Genomic DNA, 21,422 nt, shown 5'->3' with positions numbered 1-21,422 from the left:
TTGATTGTGCAGCAAATGGTCAGGGCATGAACGCAAAGAGAACCTAGACCTGTTGACAAAAAACAACAAGTGTGGGAGTCTAGTTTCAGGGTTGTTCGAAGCCGCCCTTTACCGCCAAAGAGAATCTCACTTCTATTTTTTTTACAGACATACATAATACTCTTATGACTTTCCTGCGGTAGATGGTCGAAAAACTAAGGGTGTTCCATGACCAGATCAAGAATTGAGTCGTTAAAGACTCGCGCCAAACTTCTTCAAAAATCCAAAGCGAAAAATGGCGAACAAATCCAACTCAAAGATGCGCTTAATAAAATTGCCAACCTCAGTGGCTTTGAAAATTGGCGTGAGCTCAAACACACTCTCGAAGTGAATGATCTCCTGATCAATCCCCGAGGGCGAGGACCGCAGACGTTGCCATGGTTTAAATCCTACGCAGAGGCCTTGGCCTTTCGCGATGAAAGCAACGGCATTCTGGTTCCTTATCAAAAAGATTTCTTCGTGGCCGATGAAGATTATCTGAAAGCTTTGAATTTAGATGCTCAAGATCCGGATCTTCTTAAGGTCGGAAGAAACTGGGCAGAACCGAAAGACAAAGCTGCTTGGGAAAGATTGCTTCAGCGAATGACGAAAGAATCTTAAAAGCCGTCCCATTTTATTGAAGACTTGGGGAATTCCACCCAGTCTTCATTTTTGGGAAAGCCTTCAGGACGAGATTCGGTTTGACCTTTAGATTGAAGAAACGCCGTCAAAGCGCAGATGAAAGCTTCAAAGGCATGGCTGTTCTCGATCATCAACTTCACATCTTGATCATAGACGAAAGCGACGTTGTGAGTGCTCAGAGCCTGTAAAACTTCGCGACGACTTTCATCGCCACCAATGGAGTGCTTATGAAAACGCAGATGGCTTTTCATCACATTAAGGGAACGCCCGACTCTCCACACAGAAAGTTTCGGGAAAACCTCGATACAAGGAATATTCAAACGGCGCTTAATGAACATCGCCCTTGCCAATAGCGGAGCAACGTTGGCACCCATGGCGTGTTGTAAAATAAACGGTTCTTCAAGTTCCGACGACAAATACATCTCCACACAACGTTGCGTGTAAGGCGTAAAAAGCTTTCTTGGCTTTTTCTTTTTATGCAGCTTGCGAGTGTATTCCCACATCCACAGAACATGGGGTTCTTTACAAGCTTCAATGCCCGGGCAACCTTTTTTGCAAACCAGGCAATTGGGCGGACGAAAAGGCACATCAAAGGCGATGGTATCAATATCGTTGTGATACTGCTCAATGATCTCGTGAATCTTAAAATCCGCGGAATGAACCTCATCGCTTTTGATTTTTTCTACCAAGCGCGAAAGAAAGACTTTTTTATGTTTGGGATAGTATTCAAGAACGGCGACACAAGCTTTATCTGTTTTGCCGCCACCTAAGGAGATTCCGATAAAACGATGCACTTCACCGGCATGAGACGACTCCACCGCAGTTTTTTTAGGAACTGCGGTTTTCTTCGTCGTTTTCTTTACAGCGGATCGACGGGTTTTGCGTCCATCACTTGAAAGCCGGCTTTTTGGCATGCGTTTGCGACTCCCTCGCGTTTATCTGGAGGACACCACACCAAGACACAGCCACCGCCTCCAGCTCCACAAATTTTAACAGCCTCAGCCCCATTCTGCAAAGAGACTTCCGCAAGCTTGTAAATCTCAGGACTTGAAAACTCAGGAGCTAAACGTACACGGGACTCAAATTCACGTTTAAAAAGTGTGCCAAGATCTTTCCAGTTTCCGGCACGGATGGCATGTTCCGTTTCAATAGCAATAACCTTGAGGTCACGAAGGGCTTTTAAAGTGGTCGCGTCTTTAATGACAGAGTCTTTCATCACTTCAAAGTTATTCAAACCTGAATGATGAGCTTTGCCAGTATAGACAAGCATAAACTTTTCAGCGAGCGGTGTGTTTTCCACTCTCATCACTTCCTGCTGAACCCCATCATAACCATAACGTAAAATGTTAAGACCACCGGAAGCTGCTGGATAATAATCCTGAGTCCCTGTCGGTGTATTTAAAATTTCCGCCTCAATGTTGTGGGCCACATGAACCATGTGATGAATGTCTTTGAACGGGCGACCACAAAATTGCGAGAACGCTTTCATCAAACTGATTGTCAAACTCGAGCTGCCACCTAGACCTCCGCCCACGGGACTGTCAGAGAATGTTCTGAGCGTGAATCCTTTTTGCGGCATCCAATATCGAAGCTGCGTTTGCAACAAAATCATTTTGGGATCTGGGTCCGATAAAGCATCGACCAAGTTTGTATAAGCTTTTCTAATTTTTAGATCTGCGGATTCCAGAACAATCGTGGTGTCATCGTGAGGGGTCAGCTCTGCCGTTGTATAAATACTGATGGCGACGTTGACCGTGGAAGCTCCGTTAATAAACAAATAAAGAGGCCATAAATCAAGAGTGCCTCCTGCCAAATCCACACGCGTGGGCGACTTAACAACAATCTTTTGCATTACTTTTTATCTTTCTGATCTTTTTGAGGAGGCTGTTCTTTGAGATCTTCCACCGTCATATTAATAAATCTATCCAATGCTCCCGCTTCCATTTTCAACTGGAACTGGGGTTCTGAGACGTTCGCAAAAATCATTTTATCTTTGGCTTGTCCCACTTCGGCTTTCCATTTTTTATCGGCCAAAGTTAAATCCATGGTGAAAAGAGTCGTAAGACCTACGGACTTGGAATTGCCTTCCAGAATTTCAGAAGCCCGGGCATCCGCAATCGCCGTAAGAACCTCACGAACTTTGTTTTGATCCAGCTTGATGTCTTTCTTCGCTGAAACAATCCACTGACCATCGAGGCGCTTAATTTCTAAAAGCCCTTTGGCATTCTTCAGTTTGATCTCGTCAACACTGGCAATTTTATTGCGCAGGAAACGGCGGTCTCTGAAATCCAAAACCGTTTTATTGGCGCGTGTTTGCCAAACGGAATTCACGACAAGGACTTTGTTTTCTTTGTCTCTTCTGGCAAAAACGTTTTCTTCAAAATTGCGTTTTTCAGAAACTTCAAAAACATTCTGAGTGTTTGCTGAAGTTTTAAAAATGATCGTGGCAAGAGGTTTATCCAAACCGTACATCGCCCAATCAATACCTTCCCCTTCTTTGGCCACTTCAATGACTCTTTCAGGAACGGTGTTCTTTACAAAATCATCAACAACCGAGCTATCAGCAAGATCTTTTATCGGAGCCGTCAATTCCCAGCCATCCACCGTACGATCCAGAACAATGGTGCTGGCACCTTTTTGAACTTCGACGTGATTGACCTGTTCGAAGTTCACTGTCAAAAGACGAACTTCTTCCATGGTCTTCTCTTCTTTTTTCTTGTCTTGTTGAAAGTCATAGAAGGCGTAACCGCCGAAAAGAAGTAAACACAAGACAAGAATGGTTCGTCCTTTGAGTTTCATTAGGCATTTCTCCTTCTTAACCAAAGACCAATACTAGTTCCCAAAAGCAGGATAGGCAGAGGAATGATGAATGCAAACAAGAAAACGGCAAACTTGGTTTCTGTCATAAGCATTTGCGTCGCTTGCGGTTCCTTCGGCGTAATGCTGATAAGACTCTCTTCCTTGGCTAAAGCCGCGATGGAATTAAGAACCAAATCACGATTCAAGTTTTGGTAAAGCATTTGATTGGTCATGAAATCCACGTCGCCAGCGATGATCGCAGCAAACGCCTTGGCTTTTTCATCACTGCCTGGCCAACGACCTGTCACTTCATCCATCAAGACGTACGTTCCCTCAACACCCTCACCACGAATTTGCATACTGTTATTAGCAACCGCATTCGGAGTGGTTTTAACAATCTCATCCACAACAAGGCCTTCCGGAACTTGAGCTTTCTTAAGGCCTTGAGGGAATCGGAACAACGTCACTTCGCTGCGACCAAAACCTTTTGTGATCTTGTTAGATTCAGAGAAAACCGCACCCATCGTCGGACCTTGATTGATCCCGCGCCCCATCACCGTATCAACAACGTTCAGCACATAGTTGTTTTCAAACTGCACACCCAACTTGCTAACAAGCTTCTCAAGACCTGCTGTGTTCTGAGATTCAATAGCCAAGAAAAGACTGCCGCCATTTTTAAGATAATTTTCAAGAGCCGCGATTTCAAAATCTTGGAAACCTTGAATCGGACCTGCGATCACAATCACATCGGCATCTTCAGGAATTTTCGCATTTTGAATCAACGGCAACTCTTTGACCGTGTAGCGGTTGTTTTCAAGCATGAGCTTCAAAGAACCCAAGCCCAAGCCTTCACGGTTGTCGTTCAAGTTCTTTTCACCATGACCCACTGTGAAGTAGATCGTTTTATTTTGTTCACGAGTCACCTTCACCAAAGCACTTGTGAATTCTTGTTCGTCAATGCGTTCGATACGATTGCGGCGGCCCTTGTAATCCAAGAACACGACACCGCTCCCCTTATCCACGCCATACTCTTTGGCAAGATCAGGGCGTTCATTGACTTCAACAAAGTCCAACTGCACTTTCGGGCTTTGATCTTGATACTTCTTGATCAGTTCACGGAACAGACGACGATTCTCTTCGTTGCCTTCAACGCCCTTTTTATAAAAGAACAGAACCTTCAGGTCCGAATCCAAAGCCTTGATCAACTTCACGGACTGATCCGATAAAGTGTTCGTCTGAGCTGTTGAGAAATCCCACGTCTTGTAGTGCTTAACACCCAAGTAGTTCACGATCGTCAGAACCGCCAGCAAGAGGAGGATCAAAACTCCCATGCTCATTCCTTCTTTCGTCGTCTTCATCGTGAAGAACTCTTTAAAGAACGCGCGATCCTTAGCCAGGCCCAAACCTAAGAAAAAAACCGCCAAGCCCAAAGCCACCCAGCAAAAAGGCACCCATTCACCCAAGAGGTAACGAGTGATGGACATGGACACAAGTGAAATACCGGCAAATAAAAATGAAATTTTACCTAACTTACTCATACTTATCTCCAACGTGAGGATTCAACGACACGCTCTGCAAGGAAACAGAACAATACAATAACGCTGAGGAAGAAAATCAATCCATTGGTGCGAAGAGTTCCTTCTACCAATGTCGAAAGATGCGAACTTAGTGAAACGTGTTCGAAAATCTTACGGGCTCTTTCGCCGTCCACGACTTCCGCACCGATCCCGATAAACCAGATCGACAGGTTGAACATCACAGAGATGATGTAAGCTGCGATACTGTTTTCTGTCAGCGACGAAGCAAAAAGATTCATCGCTGTGTAAACACCGCCCACCAGGAAAATTCCAAAGAACGCGATGAAAAGGGGCGCCCAGTTCACTGTCGCAATAGTCGATGTGGCCAAGGGATAAAGAAGCGCCAAAATGACGATGCCCAAAACCGCTCCGAGAGCCGCAAAATATTTTCCCAGGACAATCTGCAAAGACGTCACTGGCGAAGTCAAAAGCAGATCAAAAGTGCGAAGTTTCTTTTCTTCTGCGAAAAGTTTCATCGTGAGGGCTGGCACCACAAAGATCAAAAGAAGATTCAAATACGAAAGCTGTCTTAAGAAAACTCCGTAGTGAATATTCAATTGATTCGAAGGAACACCTTGTTGCATCACGTAGTTCATCAAAAGCTGCGAGAACAAGTTCAATTGGATTGGATAAACCCAGCTAAAGATCACGCTCACTAAAAAACAAATCACCCAGAAGGTTGGGTTCAGATAGAAGCCTTTAAGTTCTTTTTTGAAAATGACGAGAGTGCCGCTCATGCTTCACCGCCTTTTTGTGCTTGTCCGTATGTGAGTTTTAAGAAGACATCTTCAAGATCGCGTTTTGCTGGAGTCAACTCCACCAAACCCAAACCTTTATTAACCAACAGGGCCGAAATATTTTCGACGATCTCTTCACCGCCTGTAAGGTCAATGTTCCATTCCTTGTGGGAAGCACCGAAGCTTACTGCCGTCACTTCTTGGATTGGTTTTAGAACCGTTTTCATGTCATCGACGTCTTTGCGCAAACGAACGTGCAAACGGCGTTGGCCCTTTTCCATCGTTGAAAGATTTTGGATGCTGTCTTCAGCAACGATCTCACCTTTGTTGATGATGATGACTTTTTCACAAGTCGCTTCCACTTCAGGAAGAATGTGCGTGGAAAGAATGATCGTGTGCTGGCCTTTGAGAGTTTTAATAAGATCGCGAATTTCCGCCACTTGTTTTGGATCAAGTCCCACCGTCGGTTCATCCAAAATCAAAACTTCCGGATCTGAGACGATCGCTTGAGCAATACCCACACGTTGTTTGAAACCTTTGGACAAGTGCTGAATCAAACGCTTTTGCACTTCACCCAAATTGGTTTTTTCAATCGCCAAGTCCACAGACTTTTCGATCTTCTCTTTAGGCAACTGCTTCAGGGCAGCCACATAGCGAAGATAATCGCGCACGTACATATCGCCATACACTGGAGGTGTCTCGGGCAAATAACCAATGCGCTTTTTTACTTCCAGAGGGTTTTCGAAAACATCAAAGCCTGCCACCGAAGCTGAACCGTGGCTTGGAGCCATAAAGCCTGTGATGATTTTCATGGTCGTGGATTTTCCCGCTCCATTGGGACCAAGAAAGCCAACCACATCCCCTTTTGAAATAGAGAAGTTGAGTTTGTTAATGGCACGTCGAGGACCATAATCTTTGGTGAGATCTCTGACTTGAATCATGTTGAATCTCCATCTGGTTGATGAAGAAATTTTAGACTCGCCAGGGTGTCAGTCAAGGCTCCTTAAGAATGACGCAAGGTAAAACTCAGGGTCTTTTCCGAATGGTAGGTCACGCGACCCAATTTATCGCCCTTGATGGGACGAACGAAGCGACATTCAACGATCACCACGGCCACTTTTTGCCCGACCATAAGGGATTTTGACGACAAAGACTCTTTGGCCACCCACTCGGCGACTTCTTGAATTTCATTCGCAGAAATAACCTGATCCCGCTGACGATGAATGATCGCATGAGCTCCTGGATAATCGCGCAAGTGAAGCCAATAGTCCCAAGCTTTGGCCTGACGAAGAAGCGCAAGGTTGTCCGCGGCGGACTTGCCACAATAAGCCAAAGCTCCCGACTCCAGATGGAACTTTCGCCCTCGCGCATCCGCCTTTTGCATCAAATCGACGAGCTGATTCTTTTGCGGTTTTTCTTGGTACTTGGATTTTTCTAAACGCGCGATCTCTTCTTGAAGTTCGATGAGGCGCTCGCGCGCGCCCTCCTTCTTGCCCAGAAGCTGTTTGGCTTTGCTAAAACAGTTTTCGATATTCCAACTTAACGACTCGGCTGTATTAATGCACGCCCGCAAGTGCTCCGGCACATCCAAAGAACCATGAGTTTTTAGAAACTGCCCTGCCTCATACCACTGATCGTGTTTGTCGCTTTCGATTTGTTTTTGAATTTCACCCAGCGCCTTGTTCTTTTTTTCAAGGTCCTTCCTCTTTTGTTTTTCCCATTGCGCAACCGGATCGAGCGACGGCTTTTTGACAGAAGACTGCTCATTCAGCCACTCTTCATGAATCTCTTCCAAAGTGCGAGGTGCGGGAGGATTTTCAACTACCGGTGCTGCTGTCAGTTCCAACGGACGATCCCAAGACACTTGTTTGCCATGGGCCTTCACGATGACATTGCACTGTTTGGGAATCAGTCTGATTTCAATTTCACATTCAATTTGCGAGTTCTTGAGAACCAAGCGGACCACACGCCCGAATGCCTCCAACACCGTCATGGAAGTGAGATAAAGATTCTTCGCATGCGAGTTCATAAAAAGGCTGACAGGTTTTGTCTTTGGCCCTTTTTTAAAAGGGCATTCCTCTTCAAAGATCAGCATCATGGGGTTGTTGGGAACAAGGTCTAGGATCATCCAGTAATGAATGTCCTTGCGAAAACCCAAAGCCAGACCTCGATCATTGACCAAGACATCCTGCAACTGCGCACCGTCCAATATTGGAGCAAAGTAAGAGACAAAATGCTGGAGTTCTTGCTGGGTCAGGGCTTTCATAGCGTCAAGTATGACATCCCTTAGGCCAAATTTCTATGGGTGATGCTCAGGTTCGTAAAACTAAATCCGATAGTAAAAGGGATGAATACAGATACTTTGATTAAAATCGTCGAAACCCAGCTTAAAGAAACTTCCAATATGAAGGAAAAGACCCCCGACTTCATTCGCAAGGTGGTCCATATCTACACCATTCAACTGATGCAGACAGGCAATATTCCTCTCGAATTCATGGATGACGTCCTGACAGACATTGAGGCTGAGGCCGTTGAGATCTATCGTAAAAAAACCTATGGATTTTTGACTTTGGAAGACTATCGCCGCCACAAGTTCCGTCAAAACAACGACAACTAAACATCCTTCATCTTTTAATGAAAAAGGGCTCTCAGAGGAGCCCTTTTTGCGTTTTATCGTCCCTGCACGGAAACGATTTTCTTAGGTGTTGTGGATTTATCAAACTTCATACACACGGTGTCGGCCTGCAAAGATGTGATCGTACTTAAGGACGCCATCAAAAGAGGATCTGTTGTGACACCGCAGTTCTCATCACCTGTTGGCAATTCCAGGCACAACTCGACTTGAGATTTTTGCGGACCTTGAGCTGTTTCATCGTAAATGTAGGCGATGTCACTGCGAAGCTTGCCGCAGAATTTCTCGTAAGGGTTGCTATTGCCACAGTTCCCGCAGGACGGCGGCTCATGAGTCACCGCTCGGGCCTGGGAAAAAATAACGAGAATAGTGGCTGCTAAGAAAATAGCGATGGCGAATAAAGATCTCATAAACACTCCTTGTAAATGAGGCTCTTATTCTAAAGATTTCTTTCTTTATTGAGTTAATTGCATCTTTGATATCTGCAGACTTGCACAAAGAGAGCGTGCCCTAAAACAAAAGGAGACTTTGTTGGCGTTCCACCATGTTCCACAAAAATAGACTGACTGAAGTTTATACGGCTTTTGGAAAAAACCTCCATTGCGCTGGAGCCACTTGTGATTTTCTCTCTTGTCCTTTAACTCTATGCCACACATAAAGGCGGTCCCATGTTTTCCAAAAAGGCAGTCCTCGCTCTTGCTTCTCTGCTCGCAGCCCACTCTGTCGCTCAGGCTGAAGAGTTCTGGCAGCGTCCGTTTTACTATGAAAGAGAAATCGAAGAAGCTCCGTCTGCTCTTGCAAGCTCCCTGGTTCCTCAAGAAAAAATGGGCACCATCGTGCGTTTGGATTTCTTAAGCTCCGCGGAGGTTCCCGCTTTGTTTCGTCAATTCCTACCCGGTGAAAACTTCGACCGCCCTCGCGGTGTGAGCATTTATCTGGCGTTGACGAACGACTACAACGTGCTCCGTCCTGTGGGTGTAAAAGCCGAAACTGACGACAATGGTTATACCCATGGGACTAAAATGGCTATCGGGGGATTTTTGCCAGATGGTCACTATCTAAGTTTGGAATACTCCACGGATCTTTATACAAAACAAATTAATGGTGAGGCAAAGAAACTGGCGGATGGCGGACGTTACGTCGATCAGAACTTTACAACTGAAAACGTTCTTAAGATCGTCTTAGACAATGTCGACAACGCTCGCGGAAAAGTTTTCTACTGGAGAGTCGAAGGTGGATGGCAACGATTGAATTCACAAGCTCCGGGCAACTTCTTTACTTCAGGCGCGACTCAACAAGAAAAGTTCCACGCCCTTGTGAACAGCGCCAGAGCCGGACAAACAAAAACACCGACAAATATTGACGACGGCAAAGGCATTCGTGATGGCGCGATTCTTGGACTTTATGTCGGTGTCGCAAAGGAATATTTGAATGCTAAAAACTCTTGCCGCGTTCGTGCATTTGCCGAAGGCGGATCTCAAGGAAGCACTCTCAGTGACGCAAGTTTCTTGGCTGCGAAATTCGGTTCCGCTTTATGGTGCCAGGTCCATCCAAAGTCTCTGACTTTCAAAGCAGAAGCAGGCCATGAATCCAAAGCTTTCCGTCACGGTTACCAAGGAACTGCTTACGCCGATATCTCCACCGGAAAAGGCAAATGGAGAGTTGGATTTAGAATCGAACAAAGTCACGGCGATCTTATCAACTATGTGAACTACAACTTAAAAAACATGGACAATGGCAAGATCGATCCATTGTTTATGATTTACTACCGTTACTACTTCAGCAACTAGAACCCATTTTAACTTTTTTCGATAACTGCAAAGTATAGTGGTCCAAAGCCGCATTGATCTGGCAAGTAGACCACACCACACTCTGTACGCTCCCCGCCCACACCAAGGGGGGCTTCGAGCAATTTCACGGCGTCTTTTTTCTTTTTTAAAAGTTTACGAACGACATCGTCGTTTTCAGCAGGACTGATGGAGCAAGTCGAATAGACAATACGACCACCAGAACGAACCGCCAAGAACGCCGCTGCCAGCAGTGAATACTGCCGAGACGCCAGATGTTCTGTTCTGCGAGGACTCCACTCTTCTTGCGCGGCTTTGTTTTCCAGAATATGTCTTTCTCCCGAACAAGGGGCATCCAATAAAATTCTATCAAAGCTGTCCGGTTCTTTAAGACCAAATTGTACGCCGTCTTTGCCCGTGACCCACACGCGATCACGCACGGTGCGCGGAACATATTGCTGAATGACTTTCTTAAGGCGCTCACGTCTTTCCGGAGAAAGATCGTTGCAAAAAATCTCGCCCTCTTCAGCAAGGGCTTCAATCATCACAAGGCTTTTACCACCAGGGGCCGCACACATATCCAGAACGCGATCTCCGGATTGAACATCCAAAGCTCGCGCCACCATGACACTGGCCGGGTCCATAATATAAATATCTAAAAGTTCGTCGGCATTGCGCTCGGGCTGACTGTGCTCCCCTTGCGGAATCCAATAACATCCCGGCAATTCCGGTTTTTCAGGAAAGGCACTCCATTTTTTCACAGAGAGATTGTCGATAGGACTTAAATTATTTCGACGAGCCACTTGTTGTTCGGATTGAACCAAAGAGGCATAAAGGCCGGGCCAACGAGCGCCATAAACTTTTTCGAAATGCTTATAAAATGGATGAGATTCAGAAATCATACCGAGCAGTATAGCGGACTATCCCCGCTCGGTCAAAATGGTCTATTTAATCGGGAATCTACAAATAAACTCACAACCCTTATCCGGAGCACTCTTCACTGACACCGTTCCACCGTGACTTTGCATAATATGCTTCACAATAGCCAAGCCCAGCCCTGTACCACCCGCATCGCGAGTACGGCCTTTATCGATACGATAGAAACGCTCAAAAAGACGATCCAAGTGCTCTTCAGGAATTCCTGGGCCGTCATCGATCACGCGCAAGATCACTTCATCTTCGTTGTCACCTTCCCAACGGATTTGCACTGACTTTCCGTTCGGGATGAATTTGATGGCATTAGAAACCAAGTTCCTTAAAACCTGCTCTACTTTTCCAGGATCGGCCATAAATGGCGGCACTTCACCGATCACACGAATAGAAATATTTTTTTCAGCCGCAAGAACTGCCATCTCGGCCACGATGTGTTCAGAAATCTGCAGAGGATGAATCAGTTCCAGCTTTAATTCCGCGTGGGACTCTAAAGTGCTCAGACTTAAAAGATCATTCACAAGATCCATCAAGCGATCAATATTGCGAGAAACGATATCTAGGAATTTTCCGGCTTGCTGAATCTGTCCCGTCTTCACATCCTCTTTCAAGGTGTCGATATAACCTTTGATGGAAGTCAGTGGTGTACGCAACTCATGGGAGGCATTGCCAACAAAATCAATGCGGATCTGCTCCACTTTTTTAAGCTCTGTGATGTCGTGGAAAATTCCGACCACACCATAGATCTCTTTTGTTTTGGCATTGCGAATAGGATTTACCGAAACTGCAAAATAGCGAGGCGTATTGTCGACAAGAGTATTCAGTTTCACCGTGAAACGACGAACCTTGCCCGCCTGGATGGAGCTTGCAAAGCCTTCCAACACATCTGGAGAACGAATCGCATCTTTCAAACGCAAAACAGACGCACTCATTTGATCCGGAGACAAAAACTGAGCGGCAAACTGCGAGTTGAAGTAGAGAATTTTCTCATCCAAACTCACACTCACCAAACCTTCAGCCACCGCGCTCATAAAGGCTTGGGACTCTTCCATTGCCTGCATGTACTGCGCTTTACGCTTTTTCATTTTTCTATGGATGTGATTCAGAGCCACGTCTAATTCGGAGATATCATCCAACTCGTCATCCAGAAGATCTTCTTCTTGCTGTTGATCGACGAGGTTTCCGTAAGTGCGCTTACTTGAAATACGCAGGGCTTTAAGAATCACGCGATGAATAGGACGAGCGAAACGATAAGAGGTGATTGCTGCCACTAAAATACTAAAAAGAAAGAAGTTGAGAAGAGCTTCGTTGTAAACGAAAGGTTGCATGCGGTGACGCACGTCTAGGACCGAGATGACAGCCACAAACAAAAAGTTGAAGACTATCAACTGATAGAAAAAGAATCTCCAATATACTCGCCACGGAAATCGTACAAATCGCTTCATGCGATATCTACTTTAACCCGATATCCTACTCCACGGATAGTCTCAATGCGGTCTCCCCACTCTCCTAACTTCTTGCGTAATCCGAAAACGTGGGTGTCAATGGTGCGTCCAACGACATTAATGCCCTCGCCCTGGATGTTTTCAATAAGTTGCTCGCGGGTTAAAACGCAGCCTTGGTTTTGAACTAAGGCGCCTAAAAGCTTGAACTCCGAAGGTGTTAAATGAAGAGGCTCCCCTTTGTAGGAGATCTCGTAAGATTTAAAATTAATACGCAGGCCAGAAACCTGGACCTCACCGTCGTCCACCGGCGCTCCTGATACCGCCGATTGATGGCGGCGCAAAAGAGCTTTGATACGAGCGATAAAGACAGTGGGGTTAAAGGGCTTCGTCATATAATCGTCAGCGCCTTTTTCAAGACCCTGAACGATATCTGAAGGTTCGGCTTTGGCTGTCACCATCAAAACGGAAGCCTGAAGATTCTTTGCTTTGATTTTTTCAACAATGTCGACGCCGCTCATTCCGGGTAGCATCCAATCCAGGACGAAAACTTGATAGTTATTGCGATTCAATTCATTCACGGCGTCTTCGGCAGAGGAACATTCCGTCACTTTGTAGCCCTGGCGCAAAAGGTGCAGTGCCATGAGCTCGCGGATTTCTTGTTCATCTTCTACAACTAGCACATGAATCGAATTGTCAGCCAAACTTGCCCCCGTGTCGGACATCTTTTCCAGTAAACGCAAAAATCACATCTTCAGCGATATTGGTTGCGTGATCGCCCATTCGCTCTAGATTTCTTGCAATCAAAATCAAATCCAGTCCCGCCTCAACATCTTCCGAGTGGGATTTCATGTGAGCCGTGGCATCTTTGAAAACTTTGTTTTTCAAAGCATCCATCTCGTCATCCATCGAGAGGATCTTTTTCGCCTGCTCCACATCGCCGCGAACAAAAGAATCCAAAGATCCTTTCACCATACGGCCGGCAATCTCTGACATCTTTTGAATGTCACTCAATTGCGCTTGAATCGGTTTACGACCCAAATAGTCTTTGCCTGTGTGAGAGATATTCACTGCCTGATCGCCCATTCTTTCAAGATCATTGTTGATCTTCACAATCGAAAGAACCAAGCGAAGGTCTTTAGCTACCGGCCCTTGCTTCGCAAGAACATTCATACAAGCGTTGTCGACTTTAATGTGATCTTCATTCACAAGTTTTTCGATGGCATGCACTTGTTCAAACATGCCAAGATCACGAGACAACAACGCGGCCGTTGCTTGCGCTAAAGATTTTTCAACGTGACCACCCATCAGAAGAATCATTTTTTTCAGGTCTTCAATTTGAGTGTCGATCGCTCTTTCCATGGTTTTTATCCCCAGCGCATAGGCCTTGTTTAATATTATTTATAAAATAAAGACACCGCTTAACACGGCATCCATAAGGATTCTAACAGAATCTTAACACAGTTTAAAAGAGAACTTGGGCAGCCAGCTCTACTTTTGAGCGATCTCTCGCCCCTAATGCGAAATCACTCCCATATCGGGTGTGATCCACGGCCAAAGCCGCCTTAATATCGTCGGTCACCTGATACCCCAAAGCGGCCACGACCGTTTGCAAGTCCTTGCCCTCTTCCCCCGTCGCCGCATTTAAGTAATCATAACGGAGCATCACCTCCGCCTTCGGACCTGTACTGATCACAGTAAAGAAACTAGCCCCTTGACCACGGACCGCATCCCCAGAAAGAGCGGTGACATCCACCTCTTCAGCCATTTTAAGATCGCGCAAAGCATCCGCCGGGTCCTTGGTTGCCAAATATTCCAATCCAACCAACCACTGATCTTCGACTTCGTAAGTGACCATGGCTTGAATGCGTTCCTTCAACCCCACATCTTCACCGTACAAATCATAATTTCCGCGCACATAATTCAAAGAAAGAGTCCACGGGGCCCACATCGTTAAGCGCGCAAAAAATGCGGCTTCCTTGTGAGGCCCGCCTTCTTCTTTTTCAGCGCCCTCGCCGTTTGAAAACGTGAAAGCCCACTCCCCCATATTTTGTGGAAGTTCTGACATAAAGGAGAGGCCCAAATCCGAATAGTTTTGATACTTCCATTTTTCTGTCATCGCCCAAGCGTCTTTTCCCAGAAAACGGTAAGACCATGTTTCATACTGAGCTTCCTGCCACGGGTCTGGAATCAACCCAAAGCGCAGGGCGTGCATGCCTTGAAAAAGACTCACAAGATCCAGATACGCTTCACGCACTTTCACATCAAAGCGCTCTCCCGAAGAGGTTTTTGTTTCCGAACCTTCCAAGGTCAGCACCAAAAGATTGTCTTCTTTGAGAGGAGCATTCAGATCTAAGAGGAGTGAGGGAACACCAAATGCTGAATTACCACGGGCTCCTGTGGGAAGGTTCCATACTGAAGCAGTGACATCCAATTCACCTGAAATTTCGAGATCAGACAAAGCCCATGACTGCGAAGAGGCAAAAAGTGAAAATAAAGCACATAGAACGATTTTTTTCATGCCTATGATGCTCTCATTTTTATATACTATTGCCAAAGAAAAGGAAGTTTACTGTGTCACGTCGTGTTTCTGCCATCGATATCGGTTCCAACGCCATCCGCATGATGATCGCCGACGTTTCCGACAACTCCCCGAACATTCAGGTCATCAAACGTTTTAGAGCCGCCGTCCGTTTGGGCCACGACGTTTTCACCCAGGGAATGATCACCCCCGCTTCTATTGAAATCGCCAAAGCCACTTTTCATCACTACTCGATCACTAACAGAGAATTACAAGTCACGGGTTGCCGGGCGGTGGCTACAAGCGCTTGCCGTGAGGCCAAGAACCGTCAACAATTTGTGGACGAAATTTATAAAAGCTCTGGAATCAAAATCGAAGTTATTGATGGCACAGAAGAAGGACGCTTAATCCACCTCGCCGTTCGTAAGGAACTGGATTTGGATAATAAAAAAACCATGCTGATTGATATCGGCGGAGGCAGTGTCGAAGTCACTTTCTCTAAAGGTCCTAAGATGGTTTCAACAAAGTCTTTTCCGATGGGCACCGTTCGTGTTCTTGAAAACTTGAGCAAACGCAACCTCACTGAAAGCCATCTTAATATTATTATGGGAGAGTTTCTTGGAGAACTCGGTGAGCATCTTTATAAAAACTGCGAACATGATCCCGTGGATTTTGCGATTGGCACTGGCGGGAATCTGGAATGCCTTGGAAAGTTGAAAGTTCAGTTGTTGAACAGGACTCCCCATACGTTTTTGACTTTGTCGGAACTCGACATGGTTATCGAAAAACTGCGGGCTCTTAAAATCAAAGATCGCATTGAAAAGCTGGGACTCAGAACAGACCGTGCCGATGTCATTGTGCCTGCTGCGATGCTTGTGCAAACCATTATGAGACAAGCAGAGACTCACAAGATTCTAATCCCCAGTGTCGGCCTGCGCGATGGACTCGTTTGGTCCATGACTTGACGAGCGCATTTCACGAGCGCTCTGTATTTGTAAGTCACCCTATTGCAATCATAAAAACTCAAATGAACAATGAACTGATTAGTGTAGCTCATTGCAAAGAGAGTTTGTTATGCAAAGGATATTTTTAATCACTGCTTTCAGTTTGTTCTCTAATCTAGCTTTTGCCGCTTGCCCCAATTTATCCGGTGATTACGGTGACCTTAAGATTGAGCAAAATAAATGCTCAACAATTACAATCATAGACACCGTCTCTGAATTCAAGAATGCTCCGACCCGCTTTATGTTTTCCAATCAAAAATTGAAGATTGGCGATCAGACGAAATTTCAAGCTGGCAGTTCAGCCCCCTCCACAACTCTTAAGAACATAACCTATGTGCGATTTATCGGAGACCACCTTGTCATCACCTATGGACCCTTCGGCAAACTTTCCGAAAGCGCCACAGATGGAATTCTTGATGATGCGCTTGATGTGGCGGCCTTTTACAAAAAGGGGGATAAGCTCTTGGTGGAGCAGTATGGTGTCACAAGTCTGCGTCGCACTTACAATGCGAAAACCCGAGTCCATAAAAATAAATTAATAATCCAGTACTCAAAAGGGAGCACTAAGTTATTGCACAATCAGTCCTTGCCTCTAAACTGGCCCGCTATTTTTGGCAGTTTAGTTAAGTAAGAACTCCTGACATCTTCTTGACATAAAGTGAACTAAAACGTCACCGTTCTCAGTCTGAAACAGTTTTTCCTCAATCCCCCTTATTATCTCTAATAAACCCGGTGTTGCCGCTCGTTTCTTGGCATCGCTCTTGCCTCTATTCAAGTTGAGACAAAACTTTGAAGGGGTAAGTATGAAAAGCCTAAAAACGTGCATAAATGTCCTAGCTGCAGGTGTGATCGCCGGTTCATTAACTGTGGGAACACCAGCTAAAGCATTTGAGATGCCTTGGAAAAAAGCTTCCGCAGCAACTCCTGCGCAAAAGGTGCAAACAATCGTTATCGGCGCTGACGGCCTTAGCTACTTCGCCTTCCAAGCAGCCCAACGCCAAGGTCTTTTCAAACAATTTACAAATGTCGGAGCCCACATCGCCCCATTCCCTTCGATGACAGATTTGTCTTGGGCGACAGTGACTCATACTTCTGACGTCTTCGGAGCTGCCGGTCGTATTAAATCAGTGGAAGCCACTTACTTTGATGAATCCACGCAATCTATTCAAGGCGATCCTCGCGATTACTACCGTCGTTTGGCTTTCCCAAAATACTACATGGGTGCTTTTGATTCTTTCTTCAATCCTTATGTTGAAGCCTTGATGTACTTCCCGACAGAAGAAGTTCCGAAACTTGAAGTGAAAACTGTGGTCGACGATCTTTTGGGAGCAAAACCCAAAGCCATCCTCACAGGTTATGTAGGTGCCGTGGACTCTACAGCACACACTCAGTTGAATCGCCTTTTCCCAGTGATGAAAACTTTGGATGCTGAAATCACTCGCCTTATTAAATCTTATAAGGAAAAAGGCCAAGACGTAGAAATCGTTTTGATGTCAGACCATGGTAACATCGGTCGCTTCCAAGAAGGCCAACCTGAGCAAGAACTTATCGGCGTTGACATCGGTAAAGTGATTGAGCGCGCGGGTTTCAATAACGTTCAACAATTAAAAGAACAAAAAGACGTAGCCGTTCCTTTAATGGCTTTGGGCACTTGGGGTCCGGTTTATCTTAAAGACAGAAAATTGATGAGGGATCTTATCAAAGAATTCCAAAAGGAGACTTGGTTTGATCTGGCTGTTTACGTGAATCGCAATACATCTACAGAAACATTGATGACAGTTATTTCGTCTGCGGGTGAAGCCAAGGTTCAATTCGACAAGAAGAGCAATCTTTATTACTACTACCCAGAAACTGCCAACGTTCTGCAACTTGGGACAGCTTACCAATCTACTAAAGCCGCTCCGAAACCTATCACATCTGAAAATGTATTCAAAGCCGCAGAAAACACAAAGTATCCAGATTCATTGTATCGTTTGATTGAATCGGCTTCTGAAAGAAACTTCGACTTCCCAGATTTCATTCTGACTTTGAAAGATGGATACAATATCTCTTCTTCATTAGGTGCTTTCACAAAAATGTACCGCACTCACGGTTCTTTGACGGCGGCATCGTCTTATGGGCTTTTAGCTTCCACGAAAAGAAAAGTTCCGGGACAAATTCGCTCTAAAGACATCCTTCCTTACCTTGGCATCAACCCTAAAGATCTTTTCGGTAAGACAGCGAAAAAGCACGGACTGACGGGCAAAGATTCTTTGGCAGAAGTTTTGGGTTCTGCAAGACAAGGAATTGAGACTCAAGCTAAAGATCTTTCACAAAAACGCATCTTCCAACATATCACGCGCTTCGTATCAGACACTCGTCCTTACTTCCTAGTTTCTGAAATGAAGAGTTTTATGGAAGCCTTCAAGTTTGACCCGTTCAAACAACCAGGAGCACAAACACTTTCGCCAATGAACTTTGATATGGCAAAGTTTGATGTGAACAGCATGATCAGCCCGGAAGATATCGGCGCGGTGACGGACGCTGTCCTTCAAAACGCGGGTTCCATTGACAACCTTATGAATGACCCACGCGTAACTAAAGTAAAAGAAAAAATGGGTCTTTTGAAAGACACTAAAACTGCGAGCGTTGATCTTAAAGAAGACATCACACAAAGCGGTGGCATTGTCGGTGACATTGCAAAGTTCGTATTGCCGGCAAAACGCGCGGTTATGAAGATGTACCAAATGCCGTACCTTCTTGAAAAATCCATCGTCGTTCAGGAAAAACCTTACCTTCCTGAAACACGCGACATGCTTTTCGCAAGACAATGGATCGGTTCTAAAGAAAAGTCCGTAGATAGTTTCAAAGCTCTCAATGCATCGTACACGAATCCGAATAGCGATGCGAAGCACGGCAGTGTAACGACGGTACAAACTCTTCTCAAAGAGGCGATCAAAGAAGCTGATTTGGAAGACCGTATCTATCCAACGCCGCTTACAAAAATCTACAATCAGTCTTTGGACGACCTCACTATTGTCTACGTCCCTGGTATCTACAATAGCATCTTTGACAAAGAGATCTTCAGCCTTGGTTTGAACTCTTTGATGGATGAAATGGGTCTTCGCGTGATTCAACCTCCAGTTGAAAGCACATGCGCGAGCGACGTGAATGCAGATATTATCTTGAACTACCTCCGCGAAGACATCAAAACTCGTCGCGAGCGTGGTCACTCTGCTCCTCGTTACTTGATCTTGGGTTACTCAAAAGGAGCCGTGGATACATTGACGGCCTTCACTAAAAATCCAAGCTTGATCTCGAACTATGTAAAAGGCTTCGTGTCGATCGCAGCTCCATTGCATGGTTCAAGTATCTTGAATACGACAGATGTGCCGTTTGCTCTGGTGTCGGCTCTTTCTGAAAATAAAGGCCCTAAAGTTTGCCAAACTGAAAAGACAGCGGCGAAATCCATCACACCGACAGCGATGGATGCTTTCTGGAGAAAAAATGAGCGCGGCCTTATTGGTTTGACTCGCTACTTCTCTGTGACATTCACAAGTGATCCTGAAGACTCTCACATCTTCATGAAAGCGACTAAAATCATCGGTCAGTTCGACGAAGAAAACGACGGTGTTGTCACAGCTTCCTCTTCCAAATTCCCTGCGAAATTGGCAGCGGTTGATATGGGAACGATCAAAGCCGATCACTTGGCAGGTATCTTGTCATCGCGCTTTAACCAAAAAGCGTTCATGAAAGGTCTTGTGAGTTCTTTGGCAGAACTTGATATCAATAACAGTAAGAAAAACTTGGCGTGGAACTCAAAAGTGATCCTAAGTGCGGCTAACGCTTCACCGATCAAGTCACAAACTTACTACCGCCTTAGCCAAGACGGTCTTGCGAAACAGTATTCTTTAAAAGGTGAGCACTTTGTTGAATTCCTTCCTTATGGAAATACTTGGGAACTTAATATGCACTTACTTCCTAAGATCGATGATCCGGCTGACAGCTATGAGCCGAAAGTGAAATTGCCACAGTCGCAACTTCGCTTTGAACCTTACGCAAGTCTTGATGTGCAAAAACTTCCAGACATCATGGCGGGTGTAAAAGTAGCTCCAGCAACAAAAGCCAATATGCCTGAAGGTATCCGTATCGAGTACAACCACACGAACATGGTGCACTTCCGTATGGATCACCAATTCAATTACGAGTCGCGCTCTCCAGGTGGTTTGGATGACAATAAAGACTTTGGTTATGTGACTGCGGATTACGAAGGCGAAAAATGGGCTTTGATGAAGAGTAAAAACAATTCGATCCGCATGACGACTCTGGCTTACAGATTCTCTCCGGTAGAGTTCTCTAAAATGTCCTTGAAACTTGCGGTAACAAAAGGAGTTCAAGGTGCGGACCCTGTGAAAGGCAAGACTGGTAAAGACGACTCTGCTTTCCAAGTTTGGTTCACAGTGCGCGATGGTAAAGCGAATGGCGACAGAACAACAGTCGATCCTAAAAACGACAAGGTGTTCTTGTTCGGCTACTACTGGGGTGACGCAGCTCCAGGTGAAAATCGCAAAGCGGGAGACATCTTTGAAAACTGGTACTCAAATAAAAACGTCGTGGTCGTAACTTTGCCTGAAGCCAAGCAGTTGCTCTTGAACAATCAAGATATGCTAGGTAAAGCGCAAAACTACCAAAGAAACTTGGCGGAAGATTTGAAGCGCGCCTTCCCAGGTAGAGACGTCAATGAAATGGAAATCGTCGGCATCACGATTCAACATGATTCCAACGATGCGGAAGATTCTTCAGAAGCTTACTTTAAAGCTTTGAACTTCTTGCCTAACTAGTCGATTAAAAATTTCGGAGGAATCGCATACAGAAGCTGGGCGCTCCCGGCTTCTGCGTGCGTGAAAGATTCCATTTCAAGTCCGATGATCCCGCTCTTTTTAAGATCGATAAAACTCTCGGTCTTTCCTGACAGCATGTAACTCGCAAATGAACTTAAATGAGGTTCATGGCCGACAATCGCAATACGACGATGCGTTTTTGCCTGCGTGCGCAGCCACTTCACAAAAGCTTGGGGCGGACTGTGCGGCACCAACTCTGGAGCCTCCACCACTTTGGTTTCAAAATAAATTTGCGAAACAATTTCGGCGGTCTGACGTGCCCGCGTGAGGGGGCTTGAAACGATCAAATCAATTTCTTTAACGACATCACGGAGCTGAACACAGACTTTCTGCATTCTTTTACGCCCTTTTAAAGTCAAAGGACGCAAATGATCCTCAAGGCCTTTCTTTTTGAAGTCCTCGCGTTCTTCTGCGACGGCGTGACGAATGATGATCAACTCCACTTTGTGCCCT

Annotated in this window: 20 protein-coding genes; 6 read left to right on the top strand and 14 right to left on the bottom strand. The window is 45.5% G+C overall.

Annotated elements, in window-relative coordinates:
- Positions 1-207 precede the first annotated feature (207 nt).
- A complete protein-coding gene (locus ACL934_RS05265) occupies positions 208-639 on the top strand; it encodes a glyoxalase superfamily protein (protein WP_374078482.1) in 432 nt (143 codons plus the stop codon).
- Here ACL934_RS05265 and ACL934_RS05260 read toward each other — a convergent pair.
- The 7 genes from ACL934_RS05260 to ACL934_RS05230 all read right to left on the bottom strand — a co-directional run bounded on the left by ACL934_RS05260 (position 636) and on the right by ACL934_RS05230 (position 8,039).
- On the bottom strand, positions 636-1,574 hold the full coding sequence (locus tag ACL934_RS05260) for a DUF429 domain-containing protein (protein ID WP_374078479.1): 939 nt from the start codon (positions 1,572-1,574) through the stop codon (positions 636-638). The two genes, ACL934_RS05265 and ACL934_RS05260, sit on opposite strands and share 4 nt — an antisense overlap.
- Entirely contained in the window at positions 1,520-2,512 is a 993-nt protein-coding gene (locus ACL934_RS05255; protein WP_374078477.1) for a galactokinase, read from the bottom strand. Before ACL934_RS05255 ends, ACL934_RS05260 begins: the two co-directional genes overlap by 55 nt.
- Positions 2,512-3,459 carry a DUF4340 domain-containing protein gene (locus ACL934_RS05250; RefSeq protein WP_374078474.1) on the bottom strand — a complete coding sequence of 316 codons (948 nt, stop codon included), beginning with the start codon at positions 3,457-3,459 and terminating at the stop codon, positions 2,512-2,514. The genes ACL934_RS05255 and ACL934_RS05250 overlap by 1 nt, the downstream gene beginning before the upstream one ends.
- A complete protein-coding gene (locus ACL934_RS05245; protein WP_374078471.1) occupies positions 3,459-4,997 on the bottom strand; it encodes a GldG family protein in 1,539 nt (512 codons plus the stop codon). Before ACL934_RS05245 ends, ACL934_RS05250 begins: the two co-directional genes overlap by 1 nt.
- Before the next feature lie 2 nt (positions 4,998-4,999).
- Positions 5,000-5,773 carry an ABC transporter permease gene (locus ACL934_RS05240; RefSeq protein WP_374078468.1) on the bottom strand — a complete coding sequence of 258 codons (774 nt, stop codon included), beginning with the start codon at positions 5,771-5,773 and terminating at the stop codon, positions 5,000-5,002.
- On the bottom strand, positions 5,770-6,714 hold the full coding sequence (locus tag ACL934_RS05235) for an ABC transporter ATP-binding protein (protein WP_374078466.1): 945 nt from the start codon (positions 6,712-6,714) through the stop codon (positions 5,770-5,772). The genes ACL934_RS05240 and ACL934_RS05235 overlap by 4 nt, the downstream gene beginning before the upstream one ends.
- 62 nt (positions 6,715-6,776) lie before the next feature.
- Entirely contained in the window at positions 6,777-8,039 is a 1,263-nt protein-coding gene (locus ACL934_RS05230) for a DUF814 domain-containing protein (protein ID WP_374078463.1), read from the bottom strand.
- 81 nt (positions 8,040-8,120) lie between these two features.
- Between ACL934_RS05230 and ACL934_RS05225 the strand changes: the two genes are divergently transcribed.
- Positions 8,121-8,390: a DNA-dependent DNA polymerase gene (locus ACL934_RS05225; protein WP_374078461.1), complete on the top strand. Its 270-nt coding sequence runs from the start codon at positions 8,121-8,123 to the stop codon at positions 8,388-8,390.
- A 53-nt stretch (positions 8,391-8,443) separates the two neighbouring features.
- Here the strand turns inward: ACL934_RS05225 and ACL934_RS05220 are convergent, their stop codons facing one another.
- Positions 8,444-8,815, bottom strand: a complete 372-nt coding sequence (locus tag ACL934_RS05220; protein WP_374078458.1) for a hypothetical protein — start codon at positions 8,813-8,815, stop codon at positions 8,444-8,446.
- Positions 8,816-9,073: 258 nt separating this feature from the next.
- Between ACL934_RS05220 and ACL934_RS05215 the strand changes: the two genes are divergently transcribed.
- Positions 9,074-10,195 carry a hypothetical protein gene (locus ACL934_RS05215; RefSeq protein WP_374078455.1) on the top strand — a complete coding sequence of 374 codons (1,122 nt, stop codon included), beginning with the start codon at positions 9,074-9,076 and terminating at the stop codon, positions 10,193-10,195.
- Positions 10,196-10,203: 8 nt separating this feature from the next.
- Here ACL934_RS05215 and ACL934_RS05210 read toward each other — a convergent pair whose 3' ends face one another.
- The 5 genes from ACL934_RS05210 to ACL934_RS05190 form a co-directional block, all read right to left on the bottom strand.
- Positions 10,204-11,094, bottom strand: a complete 891-nt coding sequence (locus ACL934_RS05210) for an RsmB/NOP family class I SAM-dependent RNA methyltransferase (RefSeq protein WP_374078452.1) — start codon at positions 11,092-11,094, stop codon at positions 10,204-10,206.
- Positions 11,095-11,136: 42 nt separating this feature from the next.
- A complete protein-coding gene (locus ACL934_RS05205; protein WP_374078449.1) occupies positions 11,137-12,567 on the bottom strand; it encodes a sensor histidine kinase in 1,431 nt (476 codons plus the stop codon).
- The gene (locus tag ACL934_RS05200; protein ID WP_374078447.1) at positions 12,564-13,268 is read right to left on the bottom strand and encodes a response regulator transcription factor; all 705 of its coding nucleotides are present in this window, start codon (positions 13,266-13,268) and stop codon (positions 12,564-12,566) included. The genes ACL934_RS05205 and ACL934_RS05200 overlap by 4 nt, the downstream gene beginning before the upstream one ends.
- A complete protein-coding gene (gene phoU / locus ACL934_RS05195; RefSeq protein WP_374078444.1) occupies positions 13,261-13,926 on the bottom strand; it encodes a phosphate signaling complex protein PhoU in 666 nt (221 codons plus the stop codon). Before phoU ends, ACL934_RS05200 begins: the two co-directional genes overlap by 8 nt.
- A gap of 103 nt (positions 13,927-14,029) precedes the next feature.
- On the bottom strand, positions 14,030-15,085 hold the full coding sequence (locus ACL934_RS05190) for a hypothetical protein (RefSeq protein ID WP_374078442.1): 1,056 nt from the start codon (positions 15,083-15,085) through the stop codon (positions 14,030-14,032).
- A 53-nt stretch (positions 15,086-15,138) separates the two neighbouring features.
- Here ACL934_RS05190 and ACL934_RS05185 point away from each other — a divergent pair, with 53 nt between their 5' ends.
- The 3 genes from ACL934_RS05185 to ACL934_RS05175 all read left to right on the top strand — a co-directional run bounded on the left by ACL934_RS05185 (position 15,139) and on the right by ACL934_RS05175 (position 20,909).
- On the top strand, positions 15,139-16,050 hold the full coding sequence (locus tag ACL934_RS05185; protein ID WP_374078439.1) for a hypothetical protein: 912 nt from the start codon (positions 15,139-15,141) through the stop codon (positions 16,048-16,050).
- A 109-nt stretch (positions 16,051-16,159) separates the two neighbouring features.
- Complete coding sequence (locus ACL934_RS05180) at positions 16,160-16,720, top strand: hypothetical protein (protein ID WP_374078437.1); 561 nt, start codon at positions 16,160-16,162, stop codon at positions 16,718-16,720.
- 172 nt (positions 16,721-16,892) lie between these two features.
- Positions 16,893-20,909 (top strand): hypothetical protein, encoded by a 4,017-nt coding sequence (locus ACL934_RS05175; RefSeq protein ID WP_374078435.1) that lies wholly within the window; start codon positions 16,893-16,895, stop codon positions 20,907-20,909.
- Here ACL934_RS05175 and sixA read toward each other — a convergent pair.
- The gene (gene sixA / locus ACL934_RS05170) at positions 20,906-21,412 is read right to left on the bottom strand and encodes a phosphohistidine phosphatase SixA (RefSeq protein WP_374078433.1); all 507 of its coding nucleotides are present in this window, start codon (positions 21,410-21,412) and stop codon (positions 20,906-20,908) included. The genes ACL934_RS05175 and sixA overlap by 4 nt on opposite strands.
- Positions 21,413-21,422: the final 10 nt, after the last annotated feature.

Source organism: Bdellovibrio sp. HCB-110, from assembly GCF_047323225.1.
Classification (GTDB): Bacteria; Bdellovibrionota; Bdellovibrionia; order Bdellovibrionales; family Bdellovibrionaceae; genus Bdellovibrio.
The sequence above is the reverse complement of the archived record's forward strand: the minus strand, read 5'-3'. Positions and strand labels throughout refer to the sequence as shown.